Genomic DNA, 21,044 nt, shown 5'->3' on the forward strand with positions numbered 1-21,044 from the left:
TTTTAAAGATGTTAAATTTATTTAATCGTGTAAGTTGCCTTATTCATTCCAACGCCGGTAATCTTCAGCGATTTCCAATTTGCAGGCAGCTTGCTTTTTACCTGTATAATTCCAGTTGGTGTAATATCCAGGCCACCAAAACCCATCAACAAGCTCTGAATAATCCCTCCTGCTCCCGTTGCAAAATATGGATTGGTACCACCCTTAGTTTCTGCAATGACGCGGAATGGAGGATTAAGGTTTGGCTCATAAGCGTCCTTAAAAAAATGAAATGCCTTATCGCCATTACCTAAGCGTGAGTACAATAAAGCAAAAACCGCCTGTGTCATAGCTGGCGTTCCCTCATTTGGTACACGGGTTTCGTAGTATTCCAGATCTTTTTTTATCTGAGCCGGGTCGGTAATGGTTTTAAGCGGATAGGCCAGCAGGTTAACATCGGCTTGTTTAATACCCTCGCCATTGTAAGATGCATGCTCGCGGGTAACACCATTATCCAGCTTCAGGATGGGAATGTTTTGCGCAACGTTTACCCAATCGGCGTCGGCTTTTTCGCCTAAGATTTTTGCAGCAGCTGTGGCATTGAGCAAATTGGCTTTTGCCGCGGCATTGGTGAAAGCATTATTATCAATGTTTTCCGCCCATTCATCGGCAGCCACCACGTTTTTAATATCATAATGCCCGGAGCCATTGCGCTCTACACGGCTTGCCCAAAAATCAGCAGTAGCAGAAAGGATTGGCCAGCCTTTTTCTTTTAGCCATTGCTTGTCCTGGGTTACGCAATAATAATTCCAGGCCGCAAGCGCGACACAAGCGGTAATATGGTGTTCAAATGGCCCGCTTAATGCCCAAACCGGTGTTTCTTCTACCCCACTGTCGGCGCTTTCCCAGGGGAACATCGCGCCTTTATAACCGTGCGAAAAAGCATTTTTACGGGCGGCATCCAGGCGTTCAAACCGGTATTCAATCATTGATTTCGCGATTTCCGGGTGTAAAACCAGCATGGCCGGATACATCCAAACATCGCAATCCCAAAAAACGTGACCGTTATATCCTAAACCCGAAAGGCCCATTGGGGACGGCGAATAAGCCGCGCCCGCTCTCGAAAACGAGTATAAATGATACAACATACTATGGATATCCTGCTGTGATTGATCATCGCCCTCAATCTGTATATCGCTTGTCCAAAGATCATCCCAGGCTTTGTTATGAAATGTGATCAGCCTGTCGCGGCCTTCCAGCTTAGCAAATATGGTCAGGCGCTCTGCTTCATTCAGCGGGTCGGCATGATGGGCAGATGTTATGGATGAACCTGTCACCGCATAACTATAAGTCTGTCCGACGGCTACCGCTTTGCTAAACTTCATGAGGTGCATGTTGTTATCCCACATTTCGTGAATAATGCGAGGCTCCTGACCATGAGGCTCATTGAATAAAAATGACGTGGATGCGCAGAGTTGCATTTTACCTGTAGGGCTTTTAGCAGTTGAGGTAAGCAGGCTGATGGTAACGTGCGGCCTGTCAATTTCATTATAATAATTTTGAACCTCCTTAAGTGCATCCGGCGCTTCCATGACACTGGCCGATGTGATATTGATGGCTTGTTTTGCTGTTACAGCAACATCCATTAAAACGGTAAACGGTAATTGCCGAAGCGAGTAGTAAGTATATTTTATGGTTGCTTTATCCGCATAGTCAAAAGTAGTGGTGAATGCCGCGTGCTGCATGTCCAACTCTTGTCTGAAATTGCTGATGTTTTTGGCGTCAATACGTTTGCCATCAATTTCAAGGTACATGTTGAGCAGGTTAAAGCTGTTCAGGAAATTGCTTACACGGCCGCGACCGTACAGATCATACGCACCTGCCAACACTACATTTTTAACCTTAAATGGTTCCGGTGCCGATACGATACCGATCATGCCGTTAGCTACGGTAATGCCGTAATAATTAGCGGGATCAATTTTATCAGCCTTAATTTTCCAGGGATCAATGCTTTGAGCTTTTGATACCCCGGGTATCAGCAAAGCGGCAAGTAAACTAAACTTTAATATCCTGTTCAAAATCAATATTTTAAAATGAAAATCTAAAACGCTACTTAACCTTTAATTGTAGTTTTTTGACAACCAGCTCCCCTATTTCGGCACCTTGTTTATTACCTACAATACATGCATTTTTAAAGTGAATACCACCCATTACTCTTGACATGGCTGCCGATTTCGCGGCTTCGCGAAATGATTTGAAGGATAGCGGATCTATCCCAAACTCCATTTCTGAAGAATCGGTATAGGCAAAATTATCACCAATCCTATTAGTAAGTACCTCGGCAGCGGCAGATGAAATCACGGCATGCCCACTGCTATATTCCGGGAATGGCGGCGTCTGGATATACGGACGCCAATCGGCATCAATGTATTTGGTGATTATGGTTTCGGGCCTCACATAATTGGATCGGTATTTAAGGTACCAGCAATTGATAAAGCCGTCAAACAAGGCAATTGAAGCTTCGGTATAAACGCTTACGGTAGTACCAAAATCAAACTTTTTAGCCCTGGTGCCGATAGCTGTAATATTCATCCAATGCCCTCCCGGCGAAAACTTTTTGGTTGCAAATGATGCGTGACCTACTACATTGAGTTTAAAGGCATTATCATCCCAAAAATCGGCCTGATGCTTTTCTTCTTTAGTCAGACTATCCACTATTTGCTTTACCTCAAGCGCCTGCTTATAAAAAGGACTGTTATGGTCTTTGATATTAAAAATCGGAGGATCTGGTGGTATGAATTGTGTAGTTGAATCCAGCACCATCGGCCTGATCTCGCCCCAGTGTGCCTCAAGCGCCTGTGCGTACATAGGCGGTGTAGGTATCCAGCGCCCGTCTTGTTGTTTTACGGTGTACTTACTTGCAGAGCGGGTTTGCGCATAATGGTCGCCTTTGCTCCATTTCAATATAAATTTGGCTACTTTATTGGCATAATTTACTGAACCTTCAAACAGATCAGATGGCATGCCGGCATCTTTGGCTTTCTTCTTAAGTTCATCTACGTATTGATCCATACTGCCTTCCGGGAAAGTTACCGCGTTACCCACTGTACAAAAAGCAAGCAGCGAAGCAAACTGATAGTCAACAGCTGTATCTTTTGACGCTTTAGGCACTACGGGCAAATGTTTGATCTGTCCGGACAATGATTTAAAATGTTCCGGATCGCCGGAGGCTATAACTTCATAGGCAGCTATATTGGCATAGACATAATTGCGGGATGCAGTAACCGGCGGGAAGTTATTTTCCAGCACGATGTCGTTAAGCTTTTTTACCGTTACACGGTAAAGTTCGGGATCGTGAATTACTTTTTCATAGTCGGGCTTTTTACAGGATGCGAATAAAAACAATACTCCGGTAAGGCAAAATAAAAAGGATCTCATAAATTATAAAAATAGGTTAAAAACAGCCAGATCTATAGGGAGCAATCTGTCGTTTTTTTCAATTGATCAACAGCCAATATAGGCTTTTTTTAGCGCTCTGCCACATGTTTTGGTGGGCTTTTATTAAAAAAATACGCGATTATTCGGTTAAATTATAACCGGGATATATCACCATTATTATTACATTTAGCTTCCTGAGTTTTTTGTGCTTTTATAAACCGAATGAAAAAAATATTTCTTATTCTGACTGGGCTTATTATCATCGTCATAGCTGTATATGTTCTGATTCCGTCAAAAATTTATATAGATGAAGAGATTTCGATAGACTCATCTGATGTTATCGCGGCAAGATTTTTAAACAATAAAAGTAATTGGAAACGCTGGTGGCCCGGAACCACTATTAATGACAATTTGTATCGGTTCAAATCTCTTGAGATAGATCTCGGAAAGATGACCAACAGTACGGTATATTTTAATTTAAAAAAAGGTGATATCATCTTAAAAAACAGTATCAGTGTTTTTGCAGGCGAAGAAGGGACGGTAACCGTTAAATGGAATGCTTCGGAAGATAGTTCAAAGGACTTTTATAGCAAGCTGACTAACTATTTTGAAAAAGCAGCAATCAGAGCGCAAATGGCGGAGGTTTTATTATCGTTAAAGCGCTTTTTACAAGACGAACGTAATACTTATGGTTATAAAATATACATTAATCTTATTAAGGATACCGTGTTATTAACTCACGCAGAGATTCGTAATAGCATCCCTGAGGTACATGAGATATATCAGATAGTAAATAATTTAAAACAAGAAGCTGACAAAGGCGGCGTAAAGCAAGTTGCTTTCCCGATGCTTAATGTTACCAAAATAAATGAGTATCAATACCAGGTAACTGTTGCACTCCCCATAAATAAAACGGTACACACTCAGCCGAAAACCACAATAAATGAAATGCCCAAAGGAGCTAATCTGCTGGTGCTAGATGTAAAAGGTGGGCAAAACACTATTAACAATGCGTTGTCGCAACTGAAAATATATATGAAAGATCATCGCCTGGTATCTCCGGCGATGTCTTATCAATCACTTGTAACGGATAGATCGGTAGAAAAGGATACATCAAAATGGGTAACCAAAATTTACTATCCGATATTTTGACGCTGCGCTATTTGGTTATTAGCATTAATCTGCCATCATAGGTAACAGCTATATAAGCTTCTGTGTTAGTTGCTGTTTTAACCGGTGCCAGGTAGGTAATTTCCTCCGAATTGATTGCACTGTTTACTAAATATGTTGGCGGATCAAATTGTTTAATTTGCTTATTGTAGTGCAGATTTACTAATCCAAGAGCGTCGTATTTACCTTCGTAAGGTACTACCCCCCAAAAGTTTCCGTTCAGCAGTATATCACCGTGGCTATCTTTTAGCATCGATTTAACCGGAGCCTGCTGGTATAGGTATGGCAGAGTTGTAACGGAAGATGCATGAAGCACATCGCTCACGAAAATGCTATTGAACTGATTTACACTTAGGCGATTATTGTCATCAAGCTTATCTTTAAATATTTCAGAAGTGGTTTTGTCGGCCATTTTTTGATAGCTAAGCCATTCCTTTTTGAGATACGGCAGCTCCTGCTCCAGATCATTTTTAGGACGGAACGGGTAATAAAGGCCTTTATAAAAGTATGACAGTATCAAATCATTTTTGCCGTCTTTATCCAAATCGGTGTTATAGGCAAAAAGAGGCTGATCTTCAGTTACATTATATTTATTATTCAATCCCCAGTTTCCGGCAATGAGATCAGCTTTTCCATCAACGTCTATATCGGCTATTGTTGCCGATTGCCACCAACCCTTCTCTTTATCCAAAACCGGCGAAGAAAAGCGTTTTAAACCTTTGCCATTATTCAGGAAAATATAAACAGGCTGCCATTCGGCGGTGATCAGCAGATCGGGTTTGCCATTATGATCAATATCGGTTGTAGTTATACTGGTAACGTATTGCAGGTTGGTGATCTCATCATAAGTTTTGTTATGGCTAATTTCAAACTTTCCGTTGCCTTTATTTATCAGTATTAAGGATGGTACAACGCCGGTATAGTCTTTGAATGAAACAGCGCTGGTAAACAAAATATCGTTCAATCCATCGCCGTTAAAATCAAACAAGGTAATTTTTGATGCCTGGTAATTGATTCTAGGCAATGATTGATATTCAAATTGAAAGTTCCCTTTGTTTATGTATAAGCGTGGTTGGATAAACTTCTCTTCTTCCAGAAATGGATGATTGGCGCTGATCACGATCAAGTCAGGCTTGCCATCGTTATTGACATCGGCCCAGGTTGCCTGTTCGTCGGCAGTGTTTTTGTATTGATCAAACAGTGGCACTTTTACTTTTGTAAATCCGCCCGTTTTATCACCTGCAAGGATATATTTTTCTTCATCAGCAATTCCTCCCACGTAAATGTCATCTATGCCATCATTATTGATATCGGCCACTGCAACTGCCGGTGTATGCTCCAAATAGGTATGCGGTAAAAGGGAGTAGTAATTAAAATCAGGCGTATCGAAAGTTTTAACTGAAGCCAAAAGCTTTGATTTTACCGGTTTATAGTCAAATTGTTTTCTATCGCTAATGAACGCCTCTATTACTTCTGTTACAGGCTTGCGATTATCAACTGTTTGAGGGTTATATCTTAGAATAGTTTTTTGTCTGGGATTGAAATCTTTAATCACCTCATAGCTATTATCCGGCCATACTACCAGTAATGATTCAGGTTTATCGCCGGGCGCAAAGGTGAAAAGCAGCTCATTGTTTAAATTGCTTTCATAGGCGTTACTGGTTTGTATTTCCTGGTGATCAATGTGATCTTTTGATTTAAGGAACAATTTAGTCCCAATACCATCACGATTTAGCAGATTATATTTTACCGTGTACTTAAGATAAGTTGGTTTACTTTCCTTACCGCTTTCTATAGTTGTATTGTTATAGATATATGCGGGCTCGTCCATATTGTTGGTAACAATATCCAGATCCCCATCATTATCTAAATCAACCGCCACCGAACCAGCCGATATGGAGGGTTGTTGCATGTCATTTGTTGATGATACATCTGTAAATTTCAACTTATCATCACCACGATAAAGGTAGTTGTGTACGCCCCCTTCGGGCATTTTATTGATCTTTTCCTTATCAAAAACACGGTTCTCTTTATAGGCCTGCATCACCATTGGGTCGCCAAGGTATTTCAGGTAATCCATATCATTCAGGCGGCGCTTGATTCCGTTGGAGAAAAACATATCTTTCCTGCCATCCATATCAAAATCCTGCACCAGGGGCGACCACGTCCAGTCGGTTGCTGAAACTCCGCTGTATAAACTTAAATCAACAAACTTGTTTCCATTGCCAACATTCAATTGCAGACAGTTTTTTGAGTATTGATAGTAATACCCCGCGTTAACTTCCTGGTTATAAATATCCAATGGTTCGTCATTTATAGTTGAACGGAGCACTTTCATTTCTTCGGGAAGCATGTCTGTACTGAGCACATCGAGGTGGCCATCTTTATTAATATCGCTGATAGTATTACCCATCGAAAACAGGCTGGTATGCCCGAAAGCGTTTTTTAGTTGCTCCTTGAAAGTGCCGTTATGCTGATTGATGTAATAATAGTCCTGTTCAAAAAAATCGTTGCTAACGTAAATATCATCCCAACCATCATTGTTTAAGTCGCCTACGCTTACCCCCAACCCGTAGCCAATAGGCGCTGAATAAATACCCGAGCCCGCGGTTACATCCGTAAAGTGTCCATTATCGTTCCTGAAAAGGTGATCGCCGGCATCATGGCTGTATTTGAATCGCTGGGTGGAATCACCGTAGGTATCATTACTATGAACAGACGAAGTAAGCAGGAACATATCCAGGTCACCATCCTTGTCATAATCAAAAAATGAAGCCTGGGTAGATAGGCCTGCAAAGTCAAGCCCATATTTGGCGGCGCATTCGGTAAAGGTTAAATTGCCATTGTTGATATAAAGCTGGTTTTTCCCTTTAAATGTTTTATAGCCGGATACTACGCTTACATAAATGTCTTTAAACCCATCGCCGTTAATATCAACTACTGTTACACCAGTTTTCCAATTGCCCGTACCGGCCACGCCTGCCCTATCTGTAATATCTTCAAACTTCATCCCCCCTTTGTTGATATACAGTTTGTTAGGCCCCTGATTTGATACAAAATAAAGATCGGGCAGACCATCGTTATTAAAATCTGCGGAAGCTACTCCTGCCCCATTGTAGAAATAGAGATAGTCTAAAATATTGACAGAATCGGATACAATATTCTTATTTACGAAGGTAACACCGGTTTCATTAGCCGGAAGTAGTTTAAATACGCCGTCGCCTGCTTTTTTGGGCTTGCAGGAAAACAGGCTGACTACACCAACGCTCATCAGAATAAAGCAATAGCTAAAAACAGATCTGGTAAACAGCATTATTGGGGTATTAGCGTAGTTCATAAGCCTTAAGCGGTTCGTCATTAATGCCGAACATATAATAATTTTTGCCTGCTGCGTTTTTAATGGCCACCGATGAACGTACCTGCCCGTTTAAATTGAGGCCTGTTTGGGCAGCTGGAAAATAGGTAAATCCATTTTTTGTGTACTGATAAACCAGACCGCGGTTAGCATCGAGCCGGCCAACTTCCGGTTTAAAGCCATAGAAGTTACCACCTAATATAATCTTCTTAACTCCTGTATTATCCAAATCGGCACATAAAATAGTGTTTACCATAGATAGCTGGGCGTCTGCAGGCAATGGTTTACATGTAAATTTTCCACCTTTATTTAAAAACACTGCAGAGGCAAGAAAGTTCATTTGATGCACTTCGGCACCGTCAAGCATTTCGGCTGTAAATACTTCGGTAAAAGGCTTGCCTGCGTAGTCGACGTAGCGTAAGAACCGTTTTTTAAGGATCGGCATCTGGCCAACCAAATCTGGCTTCATATGAAAAACATAGTTTATACCATCGCTTTTATACATGGAAGTTACACATTCCCTGGTGCCGTTGTTGTCAAAATCCTTTATATGAATTTCCATTGGTTGTTCAGCTGACGCCCTGAATTTTGAATTAAGGCCTATATTGCCGCCAATAATATCAAGAGTGCCATCACCATCCACGTCGGCTACTTCGAGGCTGCTCCACCAACCTTTGTAGTTAGTAAGCTGCCTATCTTCAGTAAATTTCCCTTTATTGTTTTTAAAGATCCTGATTCCCATCCAGTTTCCGGCAACTATCAGATCCGGCGAGCCATTATTATCAATATCGGCCCATTTAGCAGCCGTTACCATACCCAACTTTGTATCATTCCCAAAAACTGCTTTCGATACATCTGTAAAATGGCCATTACCATCATTATGAAAAACAAATGATTGAGGCGAACATCCATAAAGTCCGGGTACACTTCTTCCGCCTATAAACAAGTCAGGCTTGCCGTCGCCATCATAATCTGCCGAAACAATTACAGAAGCATTGACGGCCGCATGTAATGTTCTGTCAGGATCGCGGTGGAAGTTCCCTTTGCCATCGTTCACAAAAAAACGCGGATTGTAAACCGGGGTTTCGGCTTCATCAGCATTACCTCCTACCCCTACTATCAGGTCCTGGTCGCCATCGCCATCAAAGTCGCCAAAAACAGCTCCTGCATTTTCCAGGTATTCCTGCTTTTTAAAATCGTCTGGAATGGTTTGTTTGAACCGCCCGTCTTTTTGCTGAATATAGATGGCTGCGAAATTGTTTTTTGAACTGCCGAAGTAAAAATCTGTAAGTCCGTCGCCGTTAACGTCGCCGGTTGCCATGTAAGGATTTTCTGTCGATAACATTTGCAGCATCAGGCGCTCATTGTCAAAATCGATAAAATCATCCTCCTTATGCTTCGGAATGCTATCAAATATTGATTTGGTAACGTCGGCAAAAATCGTTTTAACAAATGGTTTTGTCCAGTTGTACGTCAACTTAGCATCGGTCTGTTTAATAGTGTAAACCCGATCAGCAGCTACATTCTTCAGCAGCTGGTAATTGTTACCTGGCCATATCACTTGCACTGAATCAATCGTTTTGTATTTCCCGATACCGATAGTAAGCAAATTAGGTGATGTGCAGCTTTGGAAGCCCCGTGTAGGCTGGTTATAATAAATCAGCGAGCTGCCTTTCATAAATACCTTTACTGTAGTCCCAATTCCAAACGTATTTAACCCCGCTCCTTTTAATTTTAGTTGAATATGATGATTGCCGTTTTTTTCGGCATTGTTTTTATAGATAGAAACGGGTGCGTTTTCATTATTGACAATAAGGTCGTTATCACCATCATTATCCAGATCGGCATAGGATGAGCCATTGCTAAAACCTGGCTTATTCAAACCAAAATCGGCCGATTTGTTGGTAAATGTAAGGTTATGATTATTCAGATAGGCATAGCTGGATAAAGGCGATGAAGCCATTTTATCAGTGAAATCTTTATAATCAAATTTCTTTCTGCCCTCGGCGATCTTGGCCATATTATCGCGATTACCTAAAAATTCGATGTAATCCTGATCGGTAAGATCCTTGTAGATGCCGTTTGATACAAAAATATCTTTCCATCCATCATTATCCATATCAAACATTAATGCGCCCCAACTCCAATCTGTAGCCGCTACACCTGAATAAAATGCCGTTTCTGAAAACGTACCATCTGCATTACGTACTTGCAGACAGTTTTGCATATACTGATTATAATAACCGTCGCGCTGTTTGGCCTTGATCACATCATAGGATTCAAACGCAGTCATTTTTTTTAACCGCAGATCACCCTCGGGCAACATTTCGGTGGTGAAAATATCGTACTGTCCGTCGTTATTGATATCAGCGATATCCGAACCCATTGAGGCCAGGCTTAAGTGCCCGGTTTCATTTTGAATATCTTCCTTAAAAGTTCCGTTTTTTTGATTGATGTAGAGATAATCACGTTCAAAAAAATCGTTGGAAACATAAATATCGGGGTAGCCGTCCTGGTTTATATCGGCTACAGAAACACCTAAACCAAAACCGATATCGCTTGAATAAATCCCAGCCTCTTTGGTAACATTTGTAAAATGGCCGCCATCGTTACGGTACAGGCGTGCACCTCCCAATTCGTCAACTACAGCCCGTAAATTTTTACTAAAATCAAATGATTCGATGGGCCTGAATGAGTTATTAAGTACAAAGCAATCCAGATCGCCGTCATTGTCATAGTCGAAAAATATGGCCTGGGTTGATAATCCATTATCTACCAGGCCATACTTTTGGGCTTCTTCCTTAAACGTACCGTCATGCTGATTAATAAATAGCTCATTGCCCTTTTCGTTGCCATGTGCATTACCGCTATGGCAAACATAAATGTCAAGCCAACCATCACCGTTGATATCAACCATAATAGCTCCGGTGCTCCAGTATTTTGTGCCTTTAACCCCTGCTTTATCCGTTATATTCTCAAATTTCCAATTCCCTTTGTTGATATAAAGCTGGTTGCCGCCCATGTTTGAGGTAAGGTAAACATCGTTTAATCCGTCGTTGTTAACATCGCCTATGGCAACACCACCGCCGTTATAGTAATTACGAAAGGTAAACACATTTGTCCGATCCTGATCGTTTAGGGTGTTGGCAAAATTTATCCCAAGGGCATCATTATTTTGCAGGGTGAACAGCGTTTGTTTATTACCGCTGTTACAGGCGCAAAGGGTAGTAAAAGCTATGAAAATTAGAAACAGGGGCGTTTTTGGATGCATATACTTTGCGAAAAAACAAACGTAGCGGAATTTTCCGCTACGTTCCTTTCAATCAAATAAATCTCAAATATTAATAACCTGCGTTTTGTTTAAGGTTGGGGTTAGAGTCAACAGCACGTGCCGGTATTGGATAAACTGTTCTGGTTTTATCACTTTTGTTAGGGCGCTGATCAACCGGATCGTTAAATTTCTCAAACCTGATAAGGTCATTTCGCCTCCATCCTTCGTAATACAGCTCAAAACCACGCTCAGCAAGCATTGCTTTTAAATCTAAAGTTGCAAGGGCTGTGGCTCCGCGAGGGGTTCTTATGCCGTTTACTATCGCAAGAGCAGATTCGCCATTCGGATCAGTACCACCTCTTAATATAGCCTCTGCTTTCATTAACCTAACATCGGCAAACCGTAAAAAGATGTACGTGTTTGTAGCGTAATCATCATTAACAGAGCCGTCTGGTGCCGGATGAGGGAAGTATTTAATAACGCGAATACCCTGTGCTTCTGTAGAATAATTAAGGTTCACATCAGGTGTAAAAACCAATGGAGAACCACCGCGTTGTTTCAAGGCAACGTGACCCGGGCCATATTGCTGACCAACTAAGAAACCTGTATTTAAACCATTACGATCTGTTAGTTCTGTATATGAGCCACCGCGCCTTTCGTCTTTTGCATCAAATGCATTGTAGAAATCAGCAAGTGTGGTAAAACCATTCCAGCCGCTTGGCGATTGATTGTAGTGCATGCCCATTCTCCAACGGTTATGTGTGTTACCCGGAGCATTCGTAGTGGTATTTATGATACCGAAAATTATACCTTTGGATTTGTCGCTGTTATCCCAGGCAAACTCCTGGAAGTATTTACCTGCAGGTTCCAGCTGATAACCAGCATCCGCAACCCTGTTAGCAAATACTATTACGCTGTCCATATCGGTTTTAGCGAAAGTAAACGGACCACCAACGGTTGTTGCTTTGTATACAGCTTTATTGAGGTATACTTTAGCTAACAACGCTTCGGCAGATGCTTTGCTTGCAGTTCCAGCTGATGCAGAAGCCCCAAGATTTGCTTCAGCAAATAGCAGGTCTTTAATTATAAAATCTGTGGCAGCGCTGCGAGAATAAACTTTAGGATTTTCACTTGATGCTGCATCCGGATCCCTGAATGGCGCCTGACCGTACAAGTCGACAACCTGAAACATGAAATATGCCCTCAAGAAACTTGCTTCAGCTTTGATTTGAGCGCTTGATTGCGACGAATTAATAACCTGTGTAGCACGGTAAACTCCGGTATTTAATTGATCCCAGGTATCACTTACCTGGTTGTGAAACGCGTCCCAGGTGTGGGTATGCAATTTACGCCATGTTCCAAAATCTCCCCAGTCAGTTCCCCTTGTCGGGCCCATCATCTCGTCTGTAGGATGCTCCTGTAATGCATAAGTATTTGCCTGGTCGGCTTGTCCGTTTAATTGAGAATAAACCCCTTTTAAATCCGATGCAGAACCATTACTTCCCTCTCTGATTACCTTTGAGCCGTAAACTTTTTCATCAAGTTTCGCGCAGCTCATTATTGTGAGTAACGACATTGCCAAACAGGCAACACTCGTTCTTTCTATTAATTTTTTCATTTATTTACTTTTAAAATCCTGCTGTTAAACCAAATGTATATGTACGGGCTTTAGGGTATGCAGTATAGTCGATACCTCTCGATGGCACACTATTAATATCTTTATTAACATTTATTTCAGGATCTAATCCTTTATAACCGGTTATGATAGCTAAGTTTTGGCCGGTAAGAGCTACCCTCAGCGATTTAATAAATTTACCATTTTTCAATGGGAATGTATAACCTAAGGTTACGTTTGAAAGACGAACAAAGTCACCTTTTTCGAGCCAGCGTGTAGATACCTGACCAGAGTTAAGTGGGTTTTCATTTGTAAATGCAACGTCGGTTGAAACATTGTGACCAGTTAGCAAACTTCCACGATAGAAATATGCGTTGGCTGTGTTGTCATAAATGTAAAAGCCTGTAACTGCATTCAGGAAAACACTTAAATTCCAGTTTCCGTAAGTGAAGTTGTTGGTTAAGCTGGCGGTAAACTTAGGTAAAGCGCTGCCTTGCAGTGTCTGCACGTCTATACCGTTAGGATAGATTGCAAAGCCGTCTTTATCAAGGCCATTGTATTGTGTAACCTTAAAGGTAAACAATGGGTAGTTATTTTGAATAACCTGCGAAAACGCGCCTGATAAGCCCTGACCGCTGATAGCACCAGTTTGTACAACCCTTTGTTTAAAGTCTTGAACTTTATTGCTCAAAAAGGTCATATTGTAATTGATATCCCAGGTGAACTTAGGTCCCTGTACAGCAGCTACACTTAAACCTAACTCCAAACCTTTGTTCAACACTTTACCAGGAAGGTTTATCCACTGACCAGGAGCTGGAGCCGGAGCCGAGAAATACTGGAAGAATAAGAGGTCTTTCGTACTCTTGTTGAAGTAATCAATAGTACCGGTTACCCTATTACCAAAGATGGCGAAATCGATACCTGCACCGTAGTTAGTGGTAGTTTCCCATTTCAAATCAGGATTAGGTGCATAAAGCTGGTTGGTACCGCCGTTCAAATCAGACTGATAAACTGAAAGCGACTGGTATGCAGGGAACTCCTGGTTACCTGTTTTACCATAGTTTAAGCGAAGGCTAAGATCATCGAAGATGCCTTTTGGAGCAAAGCTCTCATTCATGATCTTCCATTTAAGAGCCAACGCAGGGAATGTTGCGTAACGGTTATTCTTACCAAATTTTGAAGAACCATCGGTACGTACAGTAGCTGTTAACAGGTATTTATCTTTATATGAGTAATTTAACCTGCCATAATATGACTGTAACTGTGAGCGGGTGGTATCACCAAATATTGGGAAGGGGTTTTGGAAGTCGTTTACGTTTTTAACAAGAACATTTGGCTGTGATGTTTTAAAACGAATGTCATTAAAGTTTTTGTTATTAAATACCTGATATGAATAACCGGCCAACACTGTCAATGAACTGTTATCAGTCCATTTTTTATCAAAAGTTAAAGTTTGCTCCGTAATTGCGTTGCCAAGTTTAACCGTTTGTAGCGCACCCATACCGGTACCTGATATAGCCGGGGTAGTTTTACCTCTGATATTGCCGCTACTGGTATAACCCTGGATCCTTGGATCATAGAAAGTGTAACGTTTAGCCAATGAATAATCATTACCATAGGTACCGCGGTAAGTTAAATTCCTGGTTAATTTGATGCTCAATCCTAAATTGGCCAATATGCGGTTCACATTATCCCTATCCCAGGTATTGTTTAGCATATCTACAGGGTTAAGGCTGCTGCCGTCATAATAGTAAGTTCCATCAGGATTTTTAACCGGATAAGTTGGATTTAAACCGATAGTAGCACCAATAAGGCTGCCCTGAAAGCCGGCGTTGTTGGTGATAGGCGCGTAAATGTTTTTTACGTTCGATCCTAATAAATTAAGATCAAGCTTTACCACATCTTTAAATAAAGATTGAGTGGCATTGATTCTTACTGTACCACGTTTTAAGCCAGATTTCTTAATTACACCATTTTGGTCATCATAACTTCCTGATACGCGATAAACAAAGCCACCGGTAGCACCGCCAAAGCCAAGGTTGAAATTTTGAGAAACAGCACCTCTTAAGATCTCATCCTGCCAGTTAGTATTGGCCCCTTTATTGATAGCGTCTGCATCAGCACCAGTTGCTGCAACAGCCTGAAGAAATTGTGAAGCATTAAGCAACTTGTAACGGCTTGCAGCTGTTGAATATGAAGTGTTTTCAGAAAACTGTATCCCTTGTCCTTTTCTTCCTTTTCTTGTTGTGATCAACACAACGCCGTTAGCGCCTCTTGAACCATAAATGGCCGAAGCAGAGGCATCTTTTAATACCGAAATATTTTCGATATCGGCAGGGTTTAGGAAAGATAAAGGGTTACGGGCTGATGACATACCAATAGGGCTTGCAGCGCTTGAAGCCGCATAGCTGTCATTAGATACAGGTACACCATCAATTACATATAACGGGTCATTACCAGCCCTTATAGAACCGGTACCCCTTATATTAATAGAAGCACCGCTTCCTGGCTCACCACTGCCCGGAGTAACTGTTACACCGGCAATACGGCCCTGAAGCAACTGATCTGGTGTTGCTATTTGTCCTTTGTTAAAATCTTTGGTACTTAATGAAGCTACAGAACCGGTTGCGTCTTTTACACGTTGGGTACCGTAACCTACTACAACTACTTCATTAAGGGCCTTGCTGGCCGATTCCATGCTTACGCTGATTTGCGATTGCCCATTGATAGGAACAGTAAGATTTGAATATCCTACGTAAGTAAATGTGAGACTTTTGGCAGTTGCAGGTACCGATATACGATAAGAACCGTCTGCTGTGGTAATAGCCCCGCCTGAAGCACCAACGGCTGTTACCACCGATACCCCTATTAAAGGGGAACCATCTTTTTTGTCAGTTACTTTACCTGTTATTATCTTATTTTGGGCCATAGCAGGCTCCATCAAAAAGAGAAAAACAGCAAAGAAACATACTTTGAGTAAATGTTTAATTTGCATAAAACTTGAGATTTAGTTGAAATTGGTTTGTTATTGGGTTTAGTTTTTAACCCGTAAAAAAGAGCACCAACACTTTATACGAAATTATACTGATATGGTTCGGGGTATCATAATAAATAATATCCTGAGCATACGCATAAATGCTACGAAAACTTTGCCCATACCAGCGGATAGCAGGTTAGTACAGGTTAAGGGTTAACAATAACTGATCGTTTAAAAATGTAAAGGTTTACAATTATTACTGGTTAAAATCTAATGCAATTTAATTATAAATAAACTCAGAAAAAGACCTTCGACGGTTAACAATGGTGAAAATGACTTATTTTAATGTTTTTATAAACTTTTTCGATGTTTTTAAAAGTTAAAAACTTTTAAATCAATTAGTTATATAAAAAACCGAAGTGAAAAATATAATGCTTTTTTATGCATTTATGATACTTTTATGCTAAAAAACCTGTAAGATTTTGAGGTCTTACAGGTTTCGTTTGTGCTTAATTGTAACAAAAAAGTTAATCATAGTCAAAAGCTTTGATATCCATGATGCGTTGCTCAAACTGATCCGGATGCAGGGATTTTGCTTTAATCCTCATTTTGTAAACGTAAATTGTATTAACAGAGTACTCCAATATTTTGGCGATGGTTTCGTTATCTGCAATACCCATTCTTATAAGCGCGAATATCCGGAGATCCGTATTTAATACTTCATCTTCGTCGGGCCAGATCTGGTCTTTTTCGGCAAAGAGGCTATTAAATACCGTAATGAAATTGGGGAAGATTTTTAAAAAGATATGGTCAAAGCTGTAGTACAGGTTTTCCCTCTCTTTTTTAATATCTATGTTATCTATAAATGTATGAATAGCATCATACTTCTTCATAGAGAGTTTGGCATCAATCGAAATCTTGAGATTTTCGAGCTTAACAATGTATCCCGAGATAGCTTTAAAAAACTGTCCAATGTACTCCTCTTTAATTTTGGCATCTTCAATTAATTTGCCGTTAATGTGGTTTAACTGCACATTTTTCCCTTCGATAATAGCTTCCTTAACCTTTAGCTTTTTTAATTGTTTAACGATCATTACCAGGAAAAACGCTACCAGTATGGCAAGTGCGGTAATAATCAACAAAAACATCAGAAAGCGATTCTTTTGGTGCTCAGTATTATTAAGTTCGGCAGCGGCTATTAACGGTAAAATGGCCCCTATTTGTATTTTACGCTGTCGGGCACCGTAAAAGTCGGCGTCGGCTTTGGCAAGCTGAATAAAACTGTAGGCATCTTTAATATTATCCTGTTTATACAATAACTCAGCAAGGGTAAACAAAGCTACAGTTTCACGGGTTGATGATCTTATATCGGCTATCGCGGCGCGGATCATCAGGTTTAAACCCTCTTCCGGCTCATTATCTTCGAGACAGATGGCACCTAACGAACAAGATGCCATTGCGCGGAGGTGCATGGAAATGGGCATGTCCCTTTCCAGTAGTTTTTTGAACCGTATACGGCCTTCTTTGTAGTCTTTTTTCTGATAATCCTGCAATGCAAGCAGATAGGTATGCATTATATGATCGTTACCACAAAACGAAACCGCCGAATCAATGTATTTATTCCCTGCAGAAATGTAATCAGGAGTGAAATATTTGTCGTTGCTATATTTTGCCAGGTCGTAATTACATCTGCCTAAAAAAAAATAATAGTCTACCTTATCTACATCGCTTAATACCTTTACGTCTACTTTACGCAAATAATCAAAGGTTTCGTTAAACATACCTGATGAGAGCAGGATGAAAGCCATCCTGACATAGCTATAATACTCTTTCTTTTTGTTACCGGTTACCTTGCTCAGCGATATCATTTTATCGACATAAACATAGGCCGAATCAAACTGGTATGATTTGTATTCGGTATACAGCTTGTCCCAGGTATCAAACCTGGCATCGTAGTCGGTTTGTGAAAGCTTGGATTGATATGCCTTTAATTTTTGGATCCTTACATCTTTAGCCCCGTCGTATACACTTTTCTTTGCTATTTCATTTTTTAGTTCTTCAAGTAAAGTGTTGGTATCAGTTAACGCATTTGCTGAAAGACTAATGAATGAAAAAAGCAGGTAGAAAATGTATTTCATTTTTATTGTAAAGGTTTTTAAAAATAATGCAGCCGACTAATTGAAATTTAATCAATACGCAAACTCAACAGATCAAATGCTTAATAAGTTAATTAAAACGTCAACTAACTGGCTGTCATTTTGAGAACAATGGCATACTTGTTCCCTGGTTTATCTTCTCAAATATATGGAATTGAAGCATTGCTAATGCGTTTTAGTTTTGTTTTTTTGATAGTTTTAAAACTGTTTGAAAGGTGATTTGAAATTTACATCACACCTAAGTACATCACGAGTAGTGATTTATTTAAGGCGCAAAACACCTCCTTTGTGCCCATAATTTTCTGCTAAAGCTCAGTTATTGAAAATAAACTTTGCTTTTAGCGTAAAAACATCCTTTATTTAAAAAAAATCAAACGAAATTTGTATACGGTGGTTATCTATCATCTTAATCTCAATTTATAAATGGTCAAATTATTTGTAGGCGGCTTTCCTCTGGAAATGACAGAGCTGGAACTTGTTAAAATGATAGGTCCGCATGGTGATGTGGAAACGATAAAAATTGTACGTGATAAAAAGACAAGAATATGCAAGGGATACGCATTTCTTGAAATGAAAGACCGTACAGGAGCTGAGAATGCAGTAATTGCTTTGGATGGAACCGAAATTGGCGACCGGGTATTAAGCGTAAAAATAAACGACGACTTTGTTAAGAAAACCCCGCCGCCACGCAAACCATTTGGCTACGGTAACAATAATAACCGGAACAATAATAGCGGTAACAGGAACAACAGCAATGCCCCGAGGAGTTATAACAGCCAGGGTAACTACCGGAGTAATACCAATAGCAATGAGCAATCGCCATCAGGGGATAGACCAAGGCGCCCAAGAAAAACGATGTAAAAGCTTTTCAATAAGTCATAAAAAAACCGGCTAATATCAATTAGCCGGTTTTTTTTTTGCGTGTTTACCAGTTTTAAACACCAAGGTCTTTCATGATAGAGGCAATCTTGGTATCAAGCTGTTTATCTGTTTCAGCATATGCTTCTTTGCTATTAAGCTTTCCGTTTACGCTGCAGTAGAACTTAATTTTAGGCTCTGTACCTGATGGACGGGCAGAAATAATGCTTCCATCTTCGGTAATGAACTGTAAAACATCAGACGCCGGTAATTCAATTGGCTTGGTTGTATTGTTCACAAGGTCGGTTTCAACACGTTTTTCGTAATCTTTAAGCGTAGTAACTTTTGAACCACCCAGAGTAGCCGGAGGATTGGTACGGAATTTCTCCATCATCTCTTTGATCTCTTCAGCACCGGTTTTTCCTTTTTTAGTTAAAGAGATCAGTTTCTCTTTGTAAAAGCCATATTGTACATAAGTATCAATTAAAGCTTCAAACAAGCTGCTGCCTTTATCTTTGTAATAAGCAGTCATTTCGGCAATGAACGCGCTTGAAACAACGGCATCTTTATCCCTGACCAATTCGCCTATTAAATAACCGTAGCTTTCCTCGCCGCCACCAATAAAGGTTTGTTTACCTTCAAAATGGGTCATCAACTCACCGATATATTTAAAGCCGGTCAGTGTGTTATAATAAGTAACGTTTTTTGCTTCGGCAATGCGCTCGATAAGGTTTGTGGTAACAATAGTTTTAACTATATATTCTTTACCGGTAAGTTTACCTTTTTCTTCCCAGGCACTTAATAAATAATTAATAAGCATGGCGCCGGTTTGGTTACCGTTAAGCAGGATAAACTCACCGTTGGTATCCTTCACAGCTATACCAACACGGTCGGCATCAGGGTCTGTAGCCAAAACAAGATCGGCGTCGGTTTCCTGCGCTTTTTTAAGAGCAAGTGTTAAAGCTTCTTTTTCTTCCGGGTTTGGATATACTACTGTAGGGAAATTACCGTCGGGAGTAATTTGCTCATCAACCAGGATCACGTTTTCAAAACCAAACCTTTCCAAAGCCTGTGGCACCAAGGTAATACCGGTACCATGAATTGGAGAATAGACTATTTTAAGGTCTTTTTGACGCGCAATAGCATCAGGTGAAACAGAAAGTTCGGTGATCTTACTCAGGTAAAGCTCATCAATATCCTCTCCTATTTCTTCGATATTAGCATCAACACGATTGAATTTTATCTCATCAATACTGCTGATAGCTGCAACTTCATCCATGACGGCTTTATCATGAGGCGAAACAAACTGGCCACCATCGGCGCCATAAGCCTTATAGCCATTATATTCTTTAGGGTTGTGAGATGCAGTAAGCATTACACCACTTTTACAACCTAAATGGCGTACGGCAAATGAAAGCTCGGGTGTTGGGCGAAGCGCCTTGAAAAAATAAACATGGATATCATTAGCAGAGAAAACCTCGGCAGTGATAGTAGAAAAAAAATCAGCATTGTTACGGCTGTCATGAGCTATAGCCACCTTAATCTTTTCGCCCGGGTATGTTTTTTTAAGGTAATTAGCTAAACCTTGAGTTGCCGCACCTATGGTATATTTATTAATACGGTTTGAACCTGGCCCCATAGTGCCGCGAAGGCCGCCTGTACCAAATTCCAGATCACGATAAAATGAATCAGTCAGTTCGGTGTACGCCTTATCGTCAATTAACTTTTGGATTTCCTGCTTTACATCAGCATCATAATTTCCTTGAAGCCATGAGTTTGCTTTTTGAAGAATGGTGGGGTCTAATTCCTGCATAAGTGGTTGTATGTTTTCAAATTATCTGGTTCGGTTTTGCTTCAAATATGGCAATAAATAACCAATGAAGAACGCTTTAAAGTTAAATCATCTTTTTAAATATGCCAGCCCAAAAATGAATAAGTTTTGAGCTGATATTACTTAAACAGCACGGTTTAATTTTGTTCTGAAAACAACATTCTATTGATAAAGTTTGCAGATTTTGAAAGATGTGGTATGCGAGTACCACCATCGCATTTTATGCAGATTTAATAAACAGCAAATCGGTGTTGATAAACAGTTGATTATTGATTGAATAGTCTAATACTGCCTGTTGGCCGGCTTGCCTGAGCAAACCGGCATTAACAGACGGATATATAGGAGTTGGTAAGTGTTTGCGAAAATTTAGCCTGCCAATAAACCCCTTATCTTT

At 40.4% G+C, this 21,044-nt stretch carries 10 protein-coding genes; 2 read left to right on the forward strand and 8 right to left on the reverse strand.

What is annotated here, in order from left to right:
* Nucleotides 1-17: 17 nt before the first annotated feature.
* Entirely contained in the window at nt 18-2,057 is a 2,040-nt protein-coding gene (locus tag EAH55_RS24710; RefSeq protein WP_244228345.1) for a glycoside hydrolase family 65 protein, read from the reverse strand.
* Nucleotides 2,058-2,088: 31 nt separating this feature from the next.
* On the reverse strand, nt 2,089-3,417 hold the full coding sequence (locus EAH55_RS24715; RefSeq protein WP_121812010.1) for a vanadium-dependent haloperoxidase: 1,329 nt from the start codon (nt 3,415-3,417) through the stop codon (nt 2,089-2,091).
* 222 nt (nt 3,418-3,639) lie between these two features.
* On the opposite strand from EAH55_RS24715, the gene EAH55_RS24720 reads away from it, so the two are divergent.
* Nucleotides 3,640-4,569: a hypothetical protein gene (locus EAH55_RS24720; RefSeq protein WP_121812011.1), complete on the forward strand. Its 930-nt coding sequence runs from the start codon at nt 3,640-3,642 to the stop codon at nt 4,567-4,569.
* Between the two features lie 7 nt (nt 4,570-4,576).
* On the opposite strand, the gene EAH55_RS24725 is transcribed toward EAH55_RS24720, so the two are convergent.
* The 5 genes from EAH55_RS24725 to EAH55_RS24745 form a co-directional block, all read right to left on the reverse strand.
* Nucleotides 4,577-7,924, reverse strand: a complete 3,348-nt coding sequence (locus EAH55_RS24725; protein ID WP_162997023.1) for an FG-GAP repeat domain-containing protein — start codon at nt 7,922-7,924, stop codon at nt 4,577-4,579.
* Nucleotides 7,911-11,213 (reverse strand): VCBS repeat-containing protein, encoded by a 3,303-nt coding sequence (locus tag EAH55_RS24730; protein ID WP_121812013.1) that lies wholly within the window; start codon nt 11,211-11,213, stop codon nt 7,911-7,913. The genes EAH55_RS24725 and EAH55_RS24730 overlap by 14 nt, the downstream gene beginning before the upstream one ends.
* Before the next feature lie 70 nt (nt 11,214-11,283).
* On the reverse strand, nt 11,284-12,831 hold the full coding sequence (locus tag EAH55_RS24735; RefSeq protein WP_121812014.1) for a RagB/SusD family nutrient uptake outer membrane protein: 1,548 nt from the start codon (nt 12,829-12,831) through the stop codon (nt 11,284-11,286).
* Nucleotides 12,832-12,841: 10 nt separating this feature from the next.
* A complete protein-coding gene (locus EAH55_RS24740; protein ID WP_121812015.1) occupies nt 12,842-15,823 on the reverse strand; it encodes a SusC/RagA family TonB-linked outer membrane protein in 2,982 nt (993 codons plus the stop codon).
* 509 nt (nt 15,824-16,332) lie between these two features.
* Nucleotides 16,333-17,943, reverse strand: a complete 1,611-nt coding sequence (locus EAH55_RS24745; RefSeq protein WP_121812016.1) for a DUF6377 domain-containing protein — start codon at nt 17,941-17,943, stop codon at nt 16,333-16,335.
* A gap of 441 nt (nt 17,944-18,384) precedes the next feature.
* Here EAH55_RS24745 and EAH55_RS24750 point away from each other — a divergent pair, with 441 nt between their 5' ends.
* Complete coding sequence (locus EAH55_RS24750; RefSeq protein ID WP_121812017.1) at nt 18,385-18,822, forward strand: RNA recognition motif domain-containing protein; 438 nt, start codon at nt 18,385-18,387, stop codon at nt 18,820-18,822.
* Between the two features lie 73 nt (nt 18,823-18,895).
* Here EAH55_RS24750 and EAH55_RS24755 read toward each other — a convergent pair whose 3' ends face one another.
* Nucleotides 18,896-20,632, reverse strand: a complete 1,737-nt coding sequence (locus EAH55_RS24755) for a phospho-sugar mutase (RefSeq protein ID WP_121812018.1) — start codon at nt 20,630-20,632, stop codon at nt 18,896-18,898.
* Nucleotides 20,633-21,044 lie beyond the last annotated feature (412 nt).

Origin of the sequence: Mucilaginibacter kameinonensis, from assembly GCF_003675385.1 — a bacterium.
GTDB lineage: Bacteria > Bacteroidota > Bacteroidia > Sphingobacteriales > Sphingobacteriaceae > Mucilaginibacter > Mucilaginibacter kameinonensis.